Consider the following 19,379-nt stretch of genomic DNA (forward strand, 5'->3'; position numbering starts at 1 on the left):
ATGAGCGAGCCCCGCGTTCACCTCGGCAAGGAGATAATCCAGGACCTGTGGCGTCACAAGCTGCAGCTCGCGCTGGCCGTTGCCGTGCTGGTGACCTCCTTTGCGGTGATCCTGGTGACCAACATGACGCGGGTCATGACGTCGACCCAGAACGATCTCATGGCCGAGGAAGACAGGCTCAATATCGAATGGCGTCACCTGCTGCTGGAGCAGGGGACCCTGGCCGAGCACTCCCGTGTGGCAGCGCTGGCCATGGACAAGTTACAGATGGCTCGCCCCCTGGTGACCACTGAGAAGGTAATCAACCAACCATGAAACGCAAGACGCCCGCCAAGGCGCAGGCCAAAGCCCCGTCACTCTATCCGTGGCGCTTTCGCACCCTGGTGTTCTTCATCGGGGTCGCGTTTATCGGGCTTATCTTGCGTCTGGCCTGGATCCAGGTGATCAACCCGGACAGGTTGCGTCAGGAGGGGGACCTGCGCTCTTTGCGTACCACCTCGACCCAGGCTGTGCGCGGCATGATCACGGATCGGAACGGCGAACAGCTGGCCGTCTCCGTGCCGGTTGAGGCGGTCTGGGCCGATCCCAAGACGGTGCACGAATCCGGCTCCATCCATAACGAGCGGGCCTGGCTGGCGCTCTCCGCCGTGCTGAAGGTCGATATCGATGTGCTCAAGCGCCGTACCGCCAACCCCAAGAAACGCTTCGTTTACTTGCAGCGCCAGGTGACCCCTGCGGTGGCCGAATACATCAAGGGCCTCAAGCTGGGGGGGGTCTTCCTGCGCCCGGAATCCCGCCGTTTCTACCCCACTGGGGAGATCAGCTCTCATCTGGTCGGGGTGACCAACATCGATGGCCACGGCATCGAAGGCATAGAGCGCAGTTACGACCAGTGGCTGACGGCAACCCCTGGGGAACAGCGGGTGCGCAAGGATCGTCAGGGTCGGGTCATAGAGCGGCTCGGGGTGGTGAAAGAGGGCAAGAATGCCAACAACCTGGCCTTGAGCATCGATCAGCGGGTACAGGCGCTGGCCTACCGCGCCCTCAAGCGCGCCACCGATGAGAACAAGGCGACCTCCGGCTCCCTGGTCATGCTGGACGTCAAGACAGGGGAGGTGCTGGCCATGGTCAACACCCCCTCCTACAACCCGAATAACCGCGGTCAGTATCAGAGTTTCCGGGTGCGCAACCGGGTTGTGACAGATACCTATGAGCCGGGCTCCACCATCAAGCCGTTGATATTGTTGAGTGCCTTGCAGGCCGGGGTGACGAGCTGGAAAGATCATATCCCGGGTGGCCCGCTCTATATCGGCGCCAAGCAGATCAGGGATGTCAGCATCCACAGTGCCAACAACCTGTTCGACATACTGCGTTACTCCTCCAACATCGGCATGTCACGGATCGCCTTGCGCATGCCGGCTCAGGAGATGATCAACACCCTCAGCCTGTTCGGGCTTGGCAATGACACCGGCAGCGGCCTGATCGGTGAGAGCCTTGGGATGCTGCCCCAGCGTCGGCGCTGGTCCGATATCGAGCGCGCCACCCTGTCGTTCGGCTACGGCCTGCGGGTGACACCGCTGCAGCTGGCCTCCGCCTACGCCACCCTGGCCAATCAGGGCAAGCGGGTACCCATCTCCACCATCAAGCTGGACAAGGCGCCCAGGGGAGAGCAGGTCATCGACCACAACAACGCCAAGGCCATGATGCAGGCGCTGGAGTTCGTGGTCGACAATGCCATTCCCAAGGCCAAGGTGCCCGGCTACCGCATCGGTGGCAAGAGTGGCACCGCCAAGGTGGCGGTCGCCGGTGGCTATGGCAAGGACTACATGGGCTGGTTCGCCGGTTTCGCGCCAGCCAGCGATCCTCGCTTCGTCATGGTGGTGGTGATCAACGAGCCCAAGGGCAGTGCCTATTACGGCGGCGCCGTTGCCACCCCGCCCTTCGCCGAGGCCATGGGCGGCGTACTCCAGCTCTACAACATTCGTCCCGATGCGGTGCCCAATGCGCCGCCCCCCTCGCTCGCCCAGATGGAGGCCGCCGTTGTCCCTCACACTTGATGCACTCGTGCGCCCCCTTGGCATTGAGGCCCAGGCGCTCCCGCTGACCGACATGCAGCTCGATAGCCGACGGGTCGGCCCCGGCTGTCTGTTCGTGGCGCTCAAGGGGCATCAGGTCGACGGCAGACAGTTCATCGAACAGGCGGTGGCCCAGGGGGCGAGCGCCGTGCTGTTTGAGGAAGATGGGACATTTGCACCGCCAGCGCTCGATGTGCCCTGCATCGGCCTTGGCGATCTGCCCGCCAGGCTGTCGGGTCTGGCCGGGCGTTTCTTCGGGGAGCCTGCGGCGGCGCTGGACTTGATTGGTATCACCGGCACCAATGGCAAGAGCACCACCGCCTTGCTGGTCGCCAACTGGCATAGCCTGCTGGTCGGTGAACAGGGTGGCAAGGCCGCCGTCATGGGCACCATAGGCAATGGTCTGTTTGGCGAGCTGATTGAAGCCGCCAACACCACGGGCAGCGCTCTAGAGGTGCAGGCCAATCTGGCCGCCTTGCGGGACAAAGGCGCCAGTCTGGTTGCCATGGAGGTTTCCAGCCATGGCCTGGTGCAGCACAGGGTGGCCGAGCTGCACTTCGCCGCCACCGTGTTCACCAACCTGAGCCGGGATCATCTCGACTATCACGGCACCATGGCGGCCTACGGCGAAGCCAAGGCGCTGCTGCTCAAGCAGGTCGACGCGCCCCATGCGGTCATCAATCATGATGATCCGCTCGGGTGCCAATGGCTGGCTCTCCATCCCCAGGCGGTGGCCTTCGGTACCCATGGTCCGATTGAAAACCATCCAGGGCGACAGTTGACGGCGCAGGATCCCCAATTTCATCAGCAGGGATTCAGTTCTGCCATTAACTCCAGCTGGGGGAATGGTGTATTATCCGCCCCCTTGCTCGGCCGCTTCAACGTCAGCAATGTGCTGGCCGCCATGGGGGTCATGCTGGTACTCGGTCATGAGTTTGAGCAACTGCTCGCGACCGCTCCCCGCTTGCAGGGGGTGACGGGCCGCATGGAGTGCTTTGGCGGTGGTCAGGTGCCGCTCGCCGTGGTCGATTATGCCCACACACCGGATGCGCTGGAGAAGGCATTGCAGGCCCTGCGGGTGCACTGCGAGGGTCGGCTCTGGTGCATCGTCGGCTGTGGCGGAGACAGGGACAGCGGCAAGCGCCCCATGATGGCTGCGGTGGCAGAGCAACATGCGGACAGCGTGATCCTGACCGATGACAACCCCCGTACCGAATCGCCGGCCCGCATCATGGCTGACATGGTGGCGGGTCTTGCCGATCCTGACGCCGTGACCATAGAGCACGACAGGGTCAAGGCCATCGAATACGCGTTAGCGCAGGCGAGCAAAGAAGACATCATCCTGGTGGCCGGTAAGGGGCACGAGGATTATCAGATCATTGGTACCGACAAGCGGCACTACAGCGATCGGGAGACCGTCGCGGCTGCCTTGGACACATTAATGGAGTCATTCAGATGATGGCCCTCAGGCTTTCCGACCGGGAGACCGTCGCGGCCGCCTTGGACACAATATTGGAGTCATTCAGATGATGACCCTCAGGCTTGCCGAACTGGCCCTGGTTCTCGATGCCCGCTTGCTGGGCGAGGATGCAGCGATCACAGCGATCAGCACGGATACCCGTACTCTGGGTCCGGGCGCACTCTTCGTTGCCCTGCGCGGTGAGCGTTTCGACGCCCACGATTTTTGTGAGCAAGCCATGGCGGCAGGCGCCAGCGCCTTGCTGGTGGAGCGCGAGCTGCCCCTGGCCATTCCTCAGCTGATCGTGACGGACAGCCTCAAGGGGCTGGGTCTGCTCGGTCGACTGGTGCGGGAACGCGTCAATCCCAAGGTGCTGGCGATCACCGGCAGCTGTGGCAAGACCACGGTGAAGGAGATGGCGACCGCCATATTGCGTCACGAAGGTGAGGTATTGGCCACCGCGGGTAACTTCAACAACGAGGTGGGCGTGCCGCTCACCCTGCTGCGTCTCGAACCGCACCATCAGTTTGCGGTGATGGAGCTGGGCGCCAACCACCCGGGGGAGATTGCCTGGACCACCTCCCTGGCCCGGCCCGATGCCGCCCTCATCAACAATGTGGCCGCCGCCCATCTGGAAGGCTTCGGCTCTCTGGAAGGGGTGTTCCACGCCAAGAGCGAGATCTTCGAAGGACTGAGTGAGCAGGGAACTGCCATCGTCAACGCCGACAACGAGTTCTGGCCCAAGTGGCAGGCGAAAGGGATCCGTTGTGCCTTCTCTATCGAAGATCAGAGCCAGCCGTTCCATGCCCGCAACATCGTACTCAACGGGCAGGGCTGCGCCGAGTGCGTGCTGGTGACCCCGCAAGGGGAAGTGAACCTGACCCTGGCCATCCCGGGTCGCCACAACGTGGCCAACGCCCTGGCCGCCGCCGCGGGCTGCCTGGCACTCGGGGCGTCGCTTGCCTCGGTCAAGGCGGGGCTGGAGCAGATGGCACCGGTCAAGGGGCGCTTCTGTGTACGGCGCTGGGGTGGTCTCACCCTGATCGATGACACTTACAACGCCAGCGTGGAGTCCGTGCTGGCAGGCATCGATGCCCTGACCGCCATGGGCGGTTATAAGGTGCTGGTGTTTGGTGACATGAAGGAGTTGGGTGAGGAGTCTGCCGCGCAACATGCACGGGTGGGACGCCACGCCCGAGAGCGTGGCCTCGACGCCGTGCTGACGGTCGGTGAACAGAGCCGCCACACCGCGGATGCCGCGGGTGGTCGACATTTTGATAACAAGGCGTCCCTGTATGACGCGCTGGCACAGATGATAAACACAGAACAAACCATCTCGATTCTGGTGAAAGGGGCGCGGGGTTCGCGCATGGAAGAGATCGTCAACATGGTCGCCGACCATCAGGAGCAAGCCTCATGCTAGTCTGGCTGGCGGAATTACTCACCCCGCACTTCACCTTCTTCAACGTCTTCTCCTATCTGACGCTGCGCGCCATCCTGTCTATCCTCACGGCGCTCGGAGTGGCACTCTGGTTGGGACCACGGCTGATCCGTCGCCTGCAGATCATGAAATTTGGCCAGGTGATCCGCCAGGACGGCCCTGAGTCTCATTTCAGCAAGGCGGGTACCCCGACCATGGGCGGTCTGATGATACTGGCGGCCATCTTCGTCTCCGTGCTGCTCTGGTGTCGCCTCGACAACCCCTATGTCTGGCTGGTGCTGTTCGTGCTGGCCGCCTACGGCGCCATCGGCTTCGTCGATGACTATCGCAAGGTGGTGCGCAAGAATACCGATGGTCTGATCGCCCGCTGGAAATATTTCTGGCAATCCGCGGTGGCACTGATCGTCGCCGTCTTCCTCTACACCACGGCCACCCATGATGGTCAGACTCAGCTGGTGGTGCCTTTCCTCAAGGATGTGATGCCGCAGCTCGGGCTGATGTTCATCCTGCTGACCTACTTCGTCATCGTCGGTACCTCCAACGCGGTCAATCTGACCGATGGTCTGGATGGCCTGGCCATCATGCCGACCGTGATGGTGGCAGGAGGCTTCGCCCTGATTGCCTGGGCGACCGGCAACGTCAATTTTGCCAGCTACCTGCACATTCCTTATGTGCCCTATACCTCCGAGCTGGTGATTGTGTGCACCGCCATCATAGGGGCGGGCCTGGGCTTCCTCTGGTTCAATACCTATCCCGCTCAGGTCTTCATGGGGGATGTGGGCTCACTGGCTCTGGGCGGCGCCCTTGGCACCATAGCCGTGCTGGTACGCCAGGAGTTCCTGCTGGTGATCATGGGGGGCGTCTTCGTGATGGAGACCGTCTCGGTGATCCTGCAAGTCGGTTCCTACAAGCTGCGCGGGGTACGCATCTTCCGCATGGCGCCCATCCATCACCACTACGAGAAGAAGGGCTGGCCCGAGCCGCGCGTCATCGTGCGCTTCTGGATCATCACCCTGATGCTGGTGCTGCTGGGTCTTGCCACCCTGAAGGTGCGTTAATCATGGTCATCATCATAGGTCTGGGGAAAACCGGTCTCTCTTGTGTCGATTATTTCCTCGGCCGTGGTGTGACCCCCCTGGTGATGGATACCCGTCGCAATCCCCCTGGTCAGGATCAGCTCCCGGCCGGGGTTGAACTCATTGAGGGACTGGATGAAGCCTTGCTCACCCAGGCCCACCTGATCGTGGCCAGTCCCGGTATTGCCCTGGCGACCCCCGAACTCAGGGCTGCCGCCGAGCGGGGGGTGGACATAGTCGGCGACATCGAGCTGTTCGTGCGCGAGACCCACACCCCCGTCATTGCCATCACCGGCTCCAACGGCAAGAGTACGGTCACCACCCTGGTCGGCGAGATGATCGCCGAGGCGGGCCTCAAGGTGGGCGTCGGTGGCAACATCGGCACCCCTGCGCTGACGTTGCTCAAGCAGCCAATGGATCTCTGCGTGCTGGAGCTATCCAGCTTCCAGCTCGAGACCACCCATAGCCTGCGCGCCGTCGCCTCAGTGGTGCTGAACCTCTCTGAGGATCACATGGATCGCTACGTGGGCATGGCCGATTACCGCGCCGCCAAGCAAGAGATCCATCAGCATTCCCAACATATTCTGGTCAATCGGGACGATGCCCTGACCCTGCCCGACGTGGGCGAGCTCTGGCAAAGTTTTGGCCTGGACGACAAGAGTTATGGCCGAACCCTCTGCGAGGAGCGCCTGTGGCTGAGTCTGCATGGCGAGCCGCTCATCGCGGTGGACGAGATGAAGATCGTCGGTGCCCACAACCAGGCCAACGCCCTTGCCGCCATGGCCCTGTGCGACGCCGTCGGCATTCCCCGCGAGCCACAGCTTGCCGTGCTGCGCCGCTTCGAAGGACTGCCCCACCGTGCCCGCTTCGTGCGCGAGGTGGCGGGGGTTCGCTGGATCAATGACTCCAAGGCCACCAACGTGGGGGCCACCCTGGCCGCCGTGGCTGGGGTGCGGGAATCGGTCAAGGGGCGCCTGCTGCTGTTGGCTGGCGGCCAGGGCAAGGGCCAGGATTTTGGCCCTGTGCAAGCGCTGCTCGGCAGCCAGATAGACAAGATGTACTGCTTTGGTCAGGATGCCGACACCTTGCTGGCGCTGGGCGAGCAGACTGAGCGGGTTGACTCCCTCGAGGCCGCCGTCGCCAAGGCCGCAGCCGACGCCAGACCCGGCGACTGGGTGCTGCTTGCTCCGGCCTGCGCCAGTCTGGATCAGTTCAAATCCTTCGAAGCACGGGGCGATCGCTTCACCGAACTGGTACTGATGCTATGAACGCGCCCCTTGCCAGCCTGGACGGGCTTAACCTCTTCACATCCTTCGACGTTCGCGGTGATCGCCTTACCGCTGAACGGGTGATGGCCCTATGAACGCCCTGCGCGCGACCCTGGCTTTCCTGCAACGGATCCTGCTGCCCGCCCGGCCCGGTGCGCTCTACGATCGCCAGCTGGTGGTGCTGGGCTTCTCCCTGATGACGGTGGGGCTGGTCATAGTGGCCTCGGCCTCCATCCCGGAAGGGATTGCGCTGGCCAACGACCCCTTCATGTTTGTCAAACGCCACGGCCTCTTCCTGGTGATGGCGCTCGGTATCTCCTGGTTTGTCTTGCAGGTGCCCATGGCCCGCTGGCAGCAATACAACGGCCCCATGCTGCTGCTCGCCATCCTGATGCTGGTGCTGGTGCTGCTGGTGGGACGCAGCGTCAACGGCTCGGTGCGTTGGTTGCCCCTGGGGCCCTTCAACCTGCAACCAGCCGAATTTGGCAAGCTGGCGCTCTTTGTCTATCTGGCGGGCTACCTGGTACGCCGCCAGAACGAGGTGCGCGAGCGGCTCATCGGCTTCATGAAGCCGATGGCGGTGCTCTTCCTGGTGGCCGTGCTGCTGCTGGCCCAGCCGGATCTGGGCTCCGTGGTGGTGATGTTTGTCACCTCGTTGGGGATGCTGTTCCTGGCGGGGGCCCGCATGGGTCAGTTCATCGCCCTCATTCTGGTGGGGGTGAGCGCCGTGGTGACCCTGATCATCGCCGAGCCTTATCGGATGCGGCGGGTGACCTCCTTCCTCGACCCCTGGGCCGACCCCTTCGGCAGTGGCTATCAGCTGACCCAGTCCCTGATGGCGTTTGGCCGCGGCAGCTGGCTTGGGGAAGGGCTCGGCAACTCCATCCAGAAGATGGAGTACCTGCCGGAGGCCCACACCGACTTTGTGTTCGCCATCCTGGGTGAGGAGCTCGGCTATCTCGGGGTGCTCGGCGCCCTCTTCCTGATTTTCGCCCTGGCATACAAGGCGCTCAAGCTGGGCCATCAGGCCCTGGTGGCAGACAAGCTCTATGAGGGCTATCTCGCCATCGGTATCGGCATCTGGTTCAGTTTCCAGACCTTCGTCAACGTGGGTGCCGCCAGCGGCATGATGCCGACCAAGGGGTTGACCCTGCCACTGGTCAGTTATGGTGGCTCCAGTCTCATCATCATGACGGTCGCGGTGAGCATGTTGATCCGGATCGATTTCGAATTGCGCCAGGCCAGTGCCCAGGCGCGCGTGCGGGAGGTTGCGTGAGTAGCAAGACGTTGTTGGTGATGGCCGGTGGTACCGGGGGCCATGTGTTCCCCGGCTTGGCGGTGGCTGACAGGCTCAAGGCACAAGGCTGGACCATACATTGGCTCGGCACGGCGGATCGCATGGAAGCCGAGCTGGTGCCGGCCCATGGCTACCCCATCTCCTTCATCGACATTCAGGGGGTGCGTGGCAATGGCATCAAGCGCTTGCTGGTCGCCCCTTACCGCATCGTCAAATCCATACTGCAGGCGCGTCAGGTACTGAAAGAGATCAAGCCTGATGTGGTGCTCGGCATGGGGGGCTTCGCCTCGGGTCCAGGTGGCGTAGCGGCCTGGTTGTCCGGTATTCCCTTGCTGCTGCACGAGCAGAACGCGGCGGCCGGCCTCACCAACAAGCTGCTGGCCCGCCTCGCCAAGCGAGTGCTGATGGCCTTCCCCGGCGCGTTTGCTCCCAGCAACCGCACCGCAGTGGTCGGTAATCCGGTCCGCCCGGAAGTGGTGGCGCTGCCGGAACCGGCCAGCCGCATCAGCACTCAGCCCGCCCCTCTGCACCTGCTCATCATTGGCGGCAGTCTGGGTGCCCGGGTGCTGAATGAACAGGTCCCCGCCGCGGTTGCCGCCGCGGGAGTGCCCATCGAGGTGCGCCACCAGACCGGCAAAGGAAACAGGGAGGCCGTGGCCAATGCCTATGCCGCCCTGGGGCAGGATGCGGAGGTGAGCGACTTTATCAAGGAGATGGCCGATGCCTATGCCTGGGCCGATCTCGTGGTGTGTCGCGCGGGGGCCCTGACCGTCTCCGAAGTGGCTGCCGCCGGTGTGGCGGCCATCTTCGTGCCGCTGCCCCATGCGGTGGACGATCACCAGACCCGCAATGCCCTGACCCTGGTCGATGGTGGCGCCGCCGAATTCCTGCCCCAGGCGGAACTGAGCCCAACCACCCTGGCGGCCCGCCTCAGCTGGCTGGCCGGGCGCAGGGAGATCTTGTTGAACATGGCCAAGGCGGCGCGGCGCGTCGCCATTATCGATGCGGCAGAACGGGTTGCCGATGAGTGCAAGCGGCTCGCCACCGGGCAGAGTGAGAAAGCATGCTGATCAGGATTGCACAGGCCAAGCCATGCAGTCTTACCCCTCAATGTATTGAGGCCGCAGAGCGCGTTGCAGATAAGTGCGCGGGACTGGCGGCAGAGTCAAGAGAGAATTATGAACAAGGTTGAACTGGCAAAACTGCGTACTGTGATCCCCGAAATGCGCCGCGTGCGTCGCATCCACTTTATCGGCATAGGTGGTGCGGGCATGGGCGGCATTGCCGAGGTGCTGGCCAACGAAGGCTATCAGGTCTCAGGCTCTGACTTGGCCAGCAATGCCGTGACGGCGCGGCTTGCCAGCCTGGGGGCGCAGATCTTCGTCGGTCACAGTGCCGAGCATGTGGATGGCGCCAGCGTCGTGGTGGTCTCCACCGCCATCAATACCGACAACCCCGAGCTGCTTGCTGCGCGCGAGCAACGCATCCCCGTAGTGCGCCGCGCCGAGATGCTGGCCGAGCTGATGCGTTTTCGCCATGGCATCGCCGTCGCCGGCACCCACGGCAAGACCACGACTACCAGTCTGGTCGCCAGTATCTATGCCGAGGCGGACCGGGATCCCACCTTCGTCATCGGTGGCCTGCTCAACAGCGCCGGTACCAATGCGCGGCTGGGCAGCAGCCGCTATCTGATAGCGGAAGCGGATGAGAGCGATGCCTCCTTCTTGCATCTGCAGCCCATGGTTTCCATCGTGACCAACATCGAAGCGGACCACATGGACACCTATGGCGGTGACTTCTCCAAGTTGAAAGCCACCTTCATCGAATTCCTCCATAACCTGCCTTTTTACGGTTTGGCTGTGGTATGTGTTGACGATCCTGTGGTCCGTGGCATGCTGCCTGAGATAGCGCGTCCGACCCTGACCTACGGCCTGTCCGATGACGCCGATGTGCAGGTGCTGGACTTCGTGCAAACCACCCATCGCAGCAGTTTCCGGGTATGCCGTAAAGATGCCGGTGAGCTGCAAGTGACTCTGAATCTGCCGGGTGTGCACAACGCGCTCAACGCCGCTGCCGCAATCGCGGTCGCGACCGAAGATGGTGTCAGTGATGAGGCCATCATCAATGCCCTGGCCAAGTTTGAGGGAGTGGGGCGTCGCTTCCAGCAATATGGCGAATTCGAGACCGGGCGTGGCAAGGCCATGCTGGTGGATGACTATGGCCATCACCCGAGCGAAGTGAAGGTCACCATCAACGCCGCGCGCGCCGGCTGGCCCGAGAAGCGTCTGGTGATGGTATTCCAGCCGCACCGCTACAGCCGCACCCGCGATCTCTATGAAGATTTTGCCGACGTGCTCTCCAAGGTGGACGTCTTGGTGATGCTGGAGGTTTACGCCGCCGGTGAAGAGGCGATCCCGGGCGCCGATGGCCGCGCCCTGTGCCGTTCCATTCGCTCCCGTGGCAGCCTGGAGCCGGTTTTTGTCGCCACGCCGGATGATGTGCCGGCCGTGTTGGCGGATCTCATCGGTGAGGGGGATTTGGTGCTGACCCAGGGGGCGGGCAACGTGGGGGCGCTGGCCCGACGTCTCGGTGAGATGAAATTGAGCGTAGAGAGCATGAAATCCGGCGCCTGAGGGCCTAATGAGTATTTTGACCGCCAAGCCGGGGCCTATATAATGGCGCACCCGGCCCGGCCGGCGGTCTGGTCACGTTTTACGGGGATATGACGGGTGGAGGCAAGGGCACAAGGGCGCACCAAGGGCGGCTTCATCATCGGAGTGACGTTTTTCCTCCTGGTGATGGCGGGGCTCTACCAGAGTGCGCTGGACGTAAAGGATTGGCTGACAGATGCCAACCGGTTGCCCATCAGTGCCTTGCTGGTACAGGGGCAACACCAATATATCAAGGCGGAGGAGTTGCGCAGTGCCGTGCTGGATGGCGATGCGCCCCGCAACTTCTTCGAGATGGATGTGAATGCCCTGCAGACACGTCTGACGGCATTGCCCTGGGTCGCCCAGGTGTCGGTACGCAAGAAGTGGCCCGACAAGATCAAGGTCTACCTCACGGAGCAGAAGGTGGCGGCCCGCTGGAATGGCGACCGATTCATCAATGCCAAGGGTGAGCTGTTCAGTGCACCAAATCGGGTGAAGAGCCCCTTGATGCAACTGTCCGGCCCTGATGACCAGGCTGCCAAGGTGCTGGAGAACAGCCACCACTTTGAGGCGCAGCTGGCAGAGCGTGGTTACAAGCTCAGTGCGGTCAATCTGACCCCACGTTATGGCTGGGAACTGACGCTGGATAACAATATTCAACTGTTCGTGGGGCGCTCGGATATGGCGCTCCGTCTACAGAGATTTATCGATGTCTTCCCGATCATCGAACCCCGTGAGCAAGTGGCTTATGTGGACCTTCGATACGACACCGGGATGGCGGTTGGCTGGAAGAAGAACGAAGAGAAAGCGCATGACCAAAACCGCAGATAGAAATCTGATTGTCGGGCTGGATATCGGCACTACCAAGGTGGCGGTTCTGGTGGGCGAAGTGCTGCCGGACGGTGAACTCAATGTCATCGGTATGGGCAGCCATACTTCTCGCGGCATGGACAAGGGCGGGGTCAACGATCTGGATTCCGTGGTCAAGTCCCTGCGCCGAGCCGTGGAAGAGGCCGAGATGATGGCCGACTGCCAGATTAGCTCCGTCTATCTGGGTCTGTCTGGCAAGCACATTGATTGCCGCAACGAGACCGGCATGGTGCCTATCTCCGACGAGGAGGTGACTCAGGAGGACGTGGACAACGTCATCCACACCGCCAAGTCGGTGCGTCTGTCCGATGAGCTGAGGGTGCTGCACGTGCTGCCCCAGGAGTTTGCCATCGACTACCAGGAGGGCATCAAAAACCCGGTCGGTCTGTCCGGGGTACGGATGGCCGCCAAGGTGCACCTGATCACCTGCCACAACGACATGGCTCGCAACATCGAGAAGTGTGTGGAAAAGGTGGGGTTGAGGGTCGATCAGCTGATCTTCTCCGCCCTGGCCTCCAGCTACGCCGTCTTGACCGAAGACGAGAAAGAGCTAGGTGTCTGCGTGGTCGACATAGGTGGCGGCACCATGGACATGTCGCTGTTTACCGGCGGGGCCCTGCGTCACACCAAGGTGATCCCCTATGCCGGCAGCACTGTCACCAGCGATATCGCCTACGCCTTCGGCACGCCGCCGCTGGACGCCGAGGCCATCAAGGTGCGCTACGGCTGTGCGCTGGGCCGCCTGGTCAGTAAAGAAGACAATATTGAAGTGCCCAGCGTCGGTGGACGCCCGGCCCGCAGTCTGCAACGACAGACCCTGGCCGAGGTGATAGAGCCGCGCTACACCGAGCTGCTCTCCATGATCAATGACGAGCTGGTGAAGGTGCAAAGCGAATTGAAACAGCAGGGGGTCAAGCATCAGCTGGCCGCCGGTTTGGTACTGACCGGTGGTGCGGCCCAGATCGAAGGCATAGTGGAGTGCGCAGAGCAGGTATTCCAGTGTCAGGTCCGGGTCGGGGAACCCATGAATGTGCGCGGATTGAGCGATTACGTGCAGGCGCCAGTCTACTCGACCGCGGTCGGGTTGCTGCAATACGGCCGTACCCATCAATCCACAGGCAGTAGCAACGATTATACCGCCAAGGCAAGTGTCGGTGGGCTGGTCAAACGGGTCAGCAACTGGTTGCGTGGCGAGTTCTAAAAGATTTTGCTGAGTCAGGCAAATAAAGCGGAGAGACAACATGTTTGAATTTATGGATAGCCACACGGACGAAGCTGTCATCAAGGTGATAGGCGTGGGTGGCGGCGGCGGCAACGCAGTCGAGCACATGGTTCGTCAAAACATCGAAGGTGTTGAATTCATCACCATCAACACCGACGCCCAGGCACTGCGTAACTCCAGTGCCAACACCACACTGCAGATCGGCAGTGGTATCACCAAGGGACTGGGTGCCGGAGCCAGCCCGGATGTGGGTCGTGAAGCCGCCCTGGAAGACCGTGAAGCACTGCGTGAGCTGCTGACCGGTTCCGACATGGTATTCATTGCCGCGGGCATGGGCGGTGGTACTGGTACTGGCGCGGCCCCCGTCGTGGCCGAAGTGGCGCGCGAGATGGGCATACTGACCGTCGCCGTGGTGACCAAGCCGTTCTCCTTCGAAGGCAAGAAGCGGATGGGCTTTGCCGCCCACGGCATCGAAGAGCTCTCGAAGAACGTCGACTCCCTGATCACCATCCCCAACGACAAGTTGCTGAAGGTGTTGGGCCGCGGTATCTCCCTGCTGGACGCCTTCAAGGCGGCCAACGATGTGCTGTTGGGCGCGGTACAGGGCATTGCCGAGCTGATCACCCGTCCGGGCTTGATCAACGTCGACTTCGCGGATGTGCGTACCGTGATGCGTGAGATGGGTACCGCCATGATGGGTACCGGTTCCGCCTCCGGGGATGACCGTGCCGAAGAAGCTGCCGAGAAAGCCATCTCCAGCCCGCTGCTGGAAGACGTGGATCTGGCCGGTGCCCGTGGCATCCTGGTCAACATCACCGCCGGCATGGACATGACCATCGAAGAGTTCGAAACCGTGGGTAACGCGGTCAAGGCCTTCGCCTCCGAGAATGCCACCGTGGTGGTGGGTACCGTAATCGACCCAGAGATGCAAGATGAGCTGCGGGTGACCGTGGTTGCGACTGGTATCGGTGCCGATCGCAAGAGCGACATCACGCTCGTGAAAAACAACATGGTACAAGAGCGTCCGGCCCGTCAGCCCCTGATCAGCGAAGCCCTGCAGTCTCGCGTGATGGAAGAGGCCCCGGCCAAGGCGGTGAATGCCGAGCCACAAGCTCGTCGTGAGCCTGATTATCTGGATATTCCGGCTTTCCTGCGCAAGCAGGCAGACTAAGCCTCTAACGGGGCTGGTTTGTTTGTTGTTTAAGGAATGTGCTAAGATGGCCCGTCAACGACCATCTGGTCCGGAATTTAGCTGTGGATACGCCCATGATTAGACAAAGAACCTTGAAAACGAGTGTCCAGGCCACTGGTGTGGGCCTGCATTCGGGTCGGAAAGTCACAATGACATTCCGTCCGGCACCTGTGAACACAGGGATCGTTTACTTGCGTACCGATCTGGATCCTGTGGTGGAATTGCCAGCAAATGCTGACCAGGTGCGGGATACCGTACTCTGTACTGCGTTGGTCAACGAAGCTGGTGTGCGTGTTTCCACCATAGAACACCTCTCCGCCGCCTTGGCCGGGATGGGGATCGACAACCTCTATGTCGAGGTTGATGCTCCCGAGATCCCGGTCATGGATGGCAGTGCGCACCCCTTCATCTACCTGCTGCAGGAAGTCGGGATCCGCGAACAGAATGCGCCCAAGCAGTTTGTGCGGATCAAGCAGAGCATCCGGGTTGAGGACGGCGACAAGTGGGCGGAATTCCACCCCTATCGCAACGGCTTCAAAATGGATCTCGAGATCGATTTCCAGCACCCGGTGTTCGAAGGCCGCAATCAGCGTTGTGTACTGGACTTCTCCGGCGCCTCTTTCGTGAAAGAGATCAGCCGTGCCCGTACCTTCGGCTTCATGCGTGACATCGAGTACCTGCGCTCCCAGAACCTGGCCTTGGGCGGAAGCCTGGAGAATGCCGTGGTGCTGGATGACTATCGGGTGCTGAACGAAGATGGTTTGCGCTACGAAGATGAGTTCGTCAAGCACAAGATGCTGGATGCTATCGGTGACCTTTATATGTGTAACCGCAGCATCATCGGCGAATTCCGCGCCTACAAGACGGGTCATGCCTTGAACAACAAACTGCTGCGTGCCTTGCTGGCTCAGCAGGAGGCATGGGAACTGGTGACCTTCGAGGGTGAGGGCGACAAAGCCCCCATCGCTTACTACGATAACGGTCTGGTTCTAGCCTGATAGCTGTGCAACAGGACGTCGGTCATCTCTCCGCACCGACGTCCTGTCATTCTTGTTTACATCCCGATACCGATACTCTCCCGGTTTTATTTTCGTGGTGGCAACTCGCCTCACCCGACCGAGCAGATTGAATTTCTATGAGCATTACCCTGATCCTCAATGGCAAGCAGCGGCGCAAGCTGCACTTCCCCAAACAACGTCTGGCCTGGGTCGGCGGTCTCTTTCTTTCTATTCTGGTGCTAGGGTCTGTCCTGTTATGGCAGAGCTGGCATCAGAAAATGGCCGCCCTCGAGCTGGCGCTGGTTCAAGCAGAGCAGCAGCAGGCGAGCCAAACTACCGATCAGGCCCGTGAGCAACTCGCCATGCTGGCGGCTCAGGTAGGCACCATGCAGGGCCAGCTGGGCAGGCTCAATGCCCTCGGCGAGCGCCTGACCGAACAAGCCGAGCTCGATCCCGACGAATTCAACTTCAAAGAGCTGCCTCCCATGGGCGGCCCCTCCTATGATGCCGATCTGGAGGTGAACCTGGACGAGCTGCAAAGCTCCATGGCTCACCTCAGCAAACAGCTCAGCAGTCGTGAAGAACAGCTGTCAGTACTTGAATCTTTCATGCTCAATCACCATATCACTGACGCAGGCTTTATTTCCGGCTCGCCGGTCAAGCAGGAGCGGGTCTGGATAAGCTCCGGCTTCGGTGGCCGGGTCGATCCGTTCAACGGTCGGGCCAAGATGCACAAGGGTGTCGATTTTCGCGGCAAGCCGGGCACGCCCATATTGGCAACCGGGCCCGGCATAGTGAGCTGGTCGGGTCGGCATCCTGAATTTGGCAACATGATTGAGATCAATCATGGTAATGGCCTGGTGACTCGCTATGCCCACAACTCCAAGTTGTTGGTGGAGGTGGGCACGCTAGTGGATCAGGGTCAGCAGATAGCCCTGATGGGACGCACCGGTCGCGCGACCGGGGTCCATTTGCATTATGAAGTGTTGAAAGACGGTCGTCAGGTCAACCCCAGTCAATTCCTTACTGCCAGACGGGGTTAGGTTTTTTTCTCTCCAGTTCCAGCGACGGAACCTTATAACCAGAAACAGTTGGTACCCATGATTAGCACACTGCTTACCAAGATTATCGGCAGCCGGAACGACAGAACGCTCAAGGCCCTGCGCAAAATAGTAAAACAGATCAATGCAATGGAGCCTCAGTTCGAGGCGTTGTCTGATGCTGAACTGCAGGCCAAGACGGCAGAGTACCGTCAGCGTCTGGATCAGGGCGAGACCCTGGAGCAGCTGCTGCCGGAAGCCTTCGCCACGGTGCGTGAGGCTTCGCGCCGCGTGTTTGGCATGCGCCACTTCGACGTCCAGCTGATCGGCGGCATGGTGCTCAACTCCAACCGCATCGCCGAGATGAAAACCGGTGAAGGTAAGACGCTTACCGCTACCTTGCCGGCGTATCTGAACGCCCTGGGTGGCCACGGCGTGCACGTGGTGACGGTGAACGACTATCTGGCCAGGCGTGATGCCGAGGCGAACCGCCCGCTGTTCACCTTCCTCGGCCTGACCGTGGATTGCAACGTGCCCGGCATGGATGCGTCCCAGAAGCGCGACGCTTACGCCGCCGACATCACCTACGGTACCAACAACGAATTCGGTTTCGACTACCTGCGCGACAACATGGCGTTCTCGCCGGAGCAGCGCGTGCAGCGCCCTCTCAACTATGCCCTGGTGGATGAGGTGGATTCGGTGCTGATCGATGAGGCGCGTACGCCACTCATCATCTCGGGCCCGGCGGAAGATAGCTCCGCCATGTATATCCAGATCAACAAGCTGATCCCGCTGCTGGTCAAGCAGGACAAGGAAGACTCCGAAGAGTACACCGGCGACGGTCACTACACGGTCGACGAGAAGAACCGTCAGGCCCTGCTGACCGAGAATGGTCAGATCTTCGTGGAAGAGCTGCTCAAGAAGGAAGGGTTGCTGGCCGAGGATGACTCCCTGTTCTCCGCCACCAACATCAGCCTCCTGCACCACGTCAACGCCGGTCTGCGGGCTCACACCCTGTTTGAGCGCAACGTCGATTACATCGTGCAGAAAGACGAGATCGTCATCGTCGATGAACACACCGGCCGTACCATGCCGGGTCGTCGCTGGTCCGATGGCCTGCATCAGGCGGTCGAAGCGAAGGAAGGGGTCAAGATCCAGAACGAGAACCAGACCCTGGCCTCCATCACCTTCCAGAACTACTTCCGTCTCTATGACAAACTGGCGGGCATGACGGGCACCGCAGATACCGAAGCCTTCGAATTCCAGCAGATCTATGGTCTGGACACCGTGGTCATTCCGACCAACCAGCCGATGGTGCGCAAGGACATGGGCGATCTGGTCTATCTCACTGCGCAAGAAAAATACGGCGCCATCGTCGAAGATATCCGTGGTTGCGTCTCCCGCGGCCAGCCGGTGCTGGTCGGTACCGTCTCCATCGAGAACTCCGAGCTGCTGTCCGGCATCCTGACCAAGGAGAACATCCCGCACAAGGTGCTGAACGCCAAGTTCCACGCCATGGAGGCGGAGATCGTCGCCCAGGCCGGTCAACTCGGCGCCGTGACCATCGCCACCAACATGGCCGGTCGTGGTACTGACATCGTGCTGGGTGGCAACTGGCAGGCCGAGATTGCCGCGCTGGAGAACCCGACCACCGAACAGATCAGCGACATCAAGGCCGCCTGGCAGATCCGTCACGATGAAGTGCTGGCCGCCGGTGGCTTGCACATCATCGGTACCGAGCGCCATGAATCCCGCCGGATCGACAACCAGCTGCGCGGCCGTTCCGGTCGTCAGGGGGATCCGGGTTCGTCCCGCTTCTATCTCTCCATGGAAGACCAGCTGATGCGTATCTTCGCCTCTGACCGCGTCACCGGCATGATGAAGAAGCTGGGCATGGAAGAGGGCGAGGCCATCGAGCACCCATGGGTGACCAAGGCCATCGAGAATGCCCAGCGCAAGGTGGAGGGTCGCAACTTCGACATCCGCAAGAACTTGCTCGAGTTTGATGACGTGGCCAACGACCAGCGCAAGGTGGTCTACGAGCAACGCAACGAGCTACTGGAGACCAACGACATCTCCGAGACCATCCACATCATCCGTGATGACGTCTATGGCGCCGTGATTGACGAATACATTCCGCCCCAGTCTCTGGAAGAGATGTGGGACGTGCCCGGCCTGGAGGCCCGTCTGGCTGCCGATTTTGGCCTGGTCCTGCCCATTCAGCAGTGGCTGAGTGACGACGACAAGCTCTACGAAGAGAAGCTGCGCGAGCGCATTCTGGACGAAGCGAACCAACTCTATGCCCGCAAGGAGGAGCTGGTCGGTGTCGATGTGCTGCGCAACTTCGAGAAGGCCGTGATGCTGCAGACCCTGGATGGTCTGTGGAAGGAGCATCTGGCCGCCATGGATCACCTGCGTCAGGGTATTCATCTGCGCGGTTATGCCCAGAAGAACCCCAAGCAGGAGTACAAGCGTGAATCCTTCGACTTGTTCACCCAGATGCTGGAGACCCTCAAGCGCGACGTGGTCAGCATACTGAGCCGGGTTCAGGTACAGGAGCGGGATGTCGAGGTGATGGAAGAGCAGCAGCGCCAGCAGGCGGAAGCGACTCCCCGTACTTACACCCATGCTACCGCCGATAACCAGCTGGCCGACGAAGAGACCCAGGCCGACGCGGCACCGGTTACCTTCGTGCGGGACGAGCAGAAGGTGGGCCGCAACGATCCTTGCCCCTGCGGCTCCGGCAAAAAGTACAAGCATTGCCACGGCCAGTTGACCTGAGTCGTCAAT

General features: G+C 61.3%; 15 protein-coding genes. All 15 read left to right on the forward strand.

Going from position 1 to position 19,379, the window contains the following annotated elements:
• Complete coding sequence (gene ftsL / locus KYK33_RS02485) at positions 1-315, forward strand: cell division protein FtsL (protein WP_042041817.1); 315 nt, start codon at positions 1-3, stop codon at positions 313-315.
• The gene (locus KYK33_RS02490; RefSeq protein WP_224431921.1) at positions 312-2,057 is read left to right on the forward strand and encodes a penicillin-binding transpeptidase domain-containing protein; all 1,746 of its coding nucleotides are present in this window, start codon (positions 312-314) and stop codon (positions 2,055-2,057) included. The genes ftsL and KYK33_RS02490 overlap by 4 nt, the downstream gene beginning before the upstream one ends.
• The gene (gene murE / locus KYK33_RS02495) at positions 2,002-3,534 is read left to right on the forward strand and encodes a UDP-N-acetylmuramoyl-L-alanyl-D-glutamate--2,6-diaminopimelate ligase (protein WP_224431922.1); all 1,533 of its coding nucleotides are present in this window, start codon (positions 2,002-2,004) and stop codon (positions 3,532-3,534) included. Before KYK33_RS02490 ends, murE begins: the two co-directional genes overlap by 56 nt.
• A gap of 67 nt (positions 3,535-3,601) precedes the next feature.
• Positions 3,602-4,957, forward strand: a complete 1,356-nt coding sequence (gene murF, locus KYK33_RS02500) for a UDP-N-acetylmuramoyl-tripeptide--D-alanyl-D-alanine ligase (protein WP_224431923.1) — start codon at positions 3,602-3,604, stop codon at positions 4,955-4,957.
• Positions 4,951-6,033, forward strand: a complete 1,083-nt coding sequence (mraY, locus tag KYK33_RS02505; protein ID WP_042041811.1) for a phospho-N-acetylmuramoyl-pentapeptide-transferase — start codon at positions 4,951-4,953, stop codon at positions 6,031-6,033. The genes murF and mraY overlap by 7 nt, the downstream gene beginning before the upstream one ends.
• A 2-nt stretch (positions 6,034-6,035) precedes the next feature.
• On the forward strand, positions 6,036-7,319 hold the full coding sequence (gene murD / locus KYK33_RS02510) for a UDP-N-acetylmuramoyl-L-alanine--D-glutamate ligase (RefSeq protein ID WP_224431924.1): 1,284 nt from the start codon (positions 6,036-6,038) through the stop codon (positions 7,317-7,319).
• Positions 7,320-7,410: 91 nt separating this feature from the next.
• Entirely contained in the window at positions 7,411-8,595 is a 1,185-nt protein-coding gene (gene ftsW / locus KYK33_RS02515; RefSeq protein ID WP_042041809.1) for a cell division protein FtsW, read from the forward strand.
• Positions 8,592-9,686 carry an undecaprenyldiphospho-muramoylpentapeptide beta-N-acetylglucosaminyltransferase gene (murG, locus tag KYK33_RS02520; protein ID WP_263479992.1) on the forward strand — a complete coding sequence of 365 codons (1,095 nt, stop codon included), beginning with the start codon at positions 8,592-8,594 and terminating at the stop codon, positions 9,684-9,686. The genes ftsW and murG overlap by 4 nt, the downstream gene beginning before the upstream one ends.
• A 108-nt stretch (positions 9,687-9,794) precedes the next feature.
• Positions 9,795-11,249 carry a UDP-N-acetylmuramate--L-alanine ligase gene (murC, locus tag KYK33_RS02525; RefSeq protein ID WP_042041808.1) on the forward strand — a complete coding sequence of 485 codons (1,455 nt, stop codon included), beginning with the start codon at positions 9,795-9,797 and terminating at the stop codon, positions 11,247-11,249.
• 96 nt (positions 11,250-11,345) lie between these two features.
• A complete protein-coding gene (locus KYK33_RS02530) occupies positions 11,346-12,098 on the forward strand; it encodes a cell division protein FtsQ/DivIB (RefSeq protein WP_224431925.1) in 753 nt (250 codons plus the stop codon).
• Complete coding sequence (ftsA, locus tag KYK33_RS02535; RefSeq protein WP_042041806.1) at positions 12,079-13,338, forward strand: cell division protein FtsA; 1,260 nt, start codon at positions 12,079-12,081, stop codon at positions 13,336-13,338. Before KYK33_RS02530 ends, ftsA begins: the two co-directional genes overlap by 20 nt.
• 40 nt (positions 13,339-13,378) lie before the next feature.
• Entirely contained in the window at positions 13,379-14,530 is a 1,152-nt protein-coding gene (gene ftsZ, locus KYK33_RS02540; RefSeq protein ID WP_005891146.1) for a cell division protein FtsZ, read from the forward strand.
• 95 nt (positions 14,531-14,625) lie between these two features.
• Complete coding sequence (gene lpxC / locus KYK33_RS02545; protein WP_042041805.1) at positions 14,626-15,549, forward strand: UDP-3-O-acyl-N-acetylglucosamine deacetylase; 924 nt, start codon at positions 14,626-14,628, stop codon at positions 15,547-15,549.
• A gap of 137 nt (positions 15,550-15,686) precedes the next feature.
• Positions 15,687-16,592, forward strand: coding sequence for a M23 family metallopeptidase (locus KYK33_RS02550; protein ID WP_224431926.1), 906 nt, complete (start codon positions 15,687-15,689; stop codon positions 16,590-16,592).
• 57 nt (positions 16,593-16,649) lie between these two features.
• Complete coding sequence (gene secA / locus KYK33_RS02555; protein ID WP_224431927.1) at positions 16,650-19,370, forward strand: preprotein translocase subunit SecA; 2,721 nt, start codon at positions 16,650-16,652, stop codon at positions 19,368-19,370.
• Positions 19,371-19,379: the final 9 nt, after the last annotated feature.

The sequence above is a fragment of the Aeromonas rivuli genome, assembly GCF_020149575.1.
GTDB lineage: Bacteria > Pseudomonadota > Gammaproteobacteria > Enterobacterales > Aeromonadaceae > Aeromonas > Aeromonas rivuli.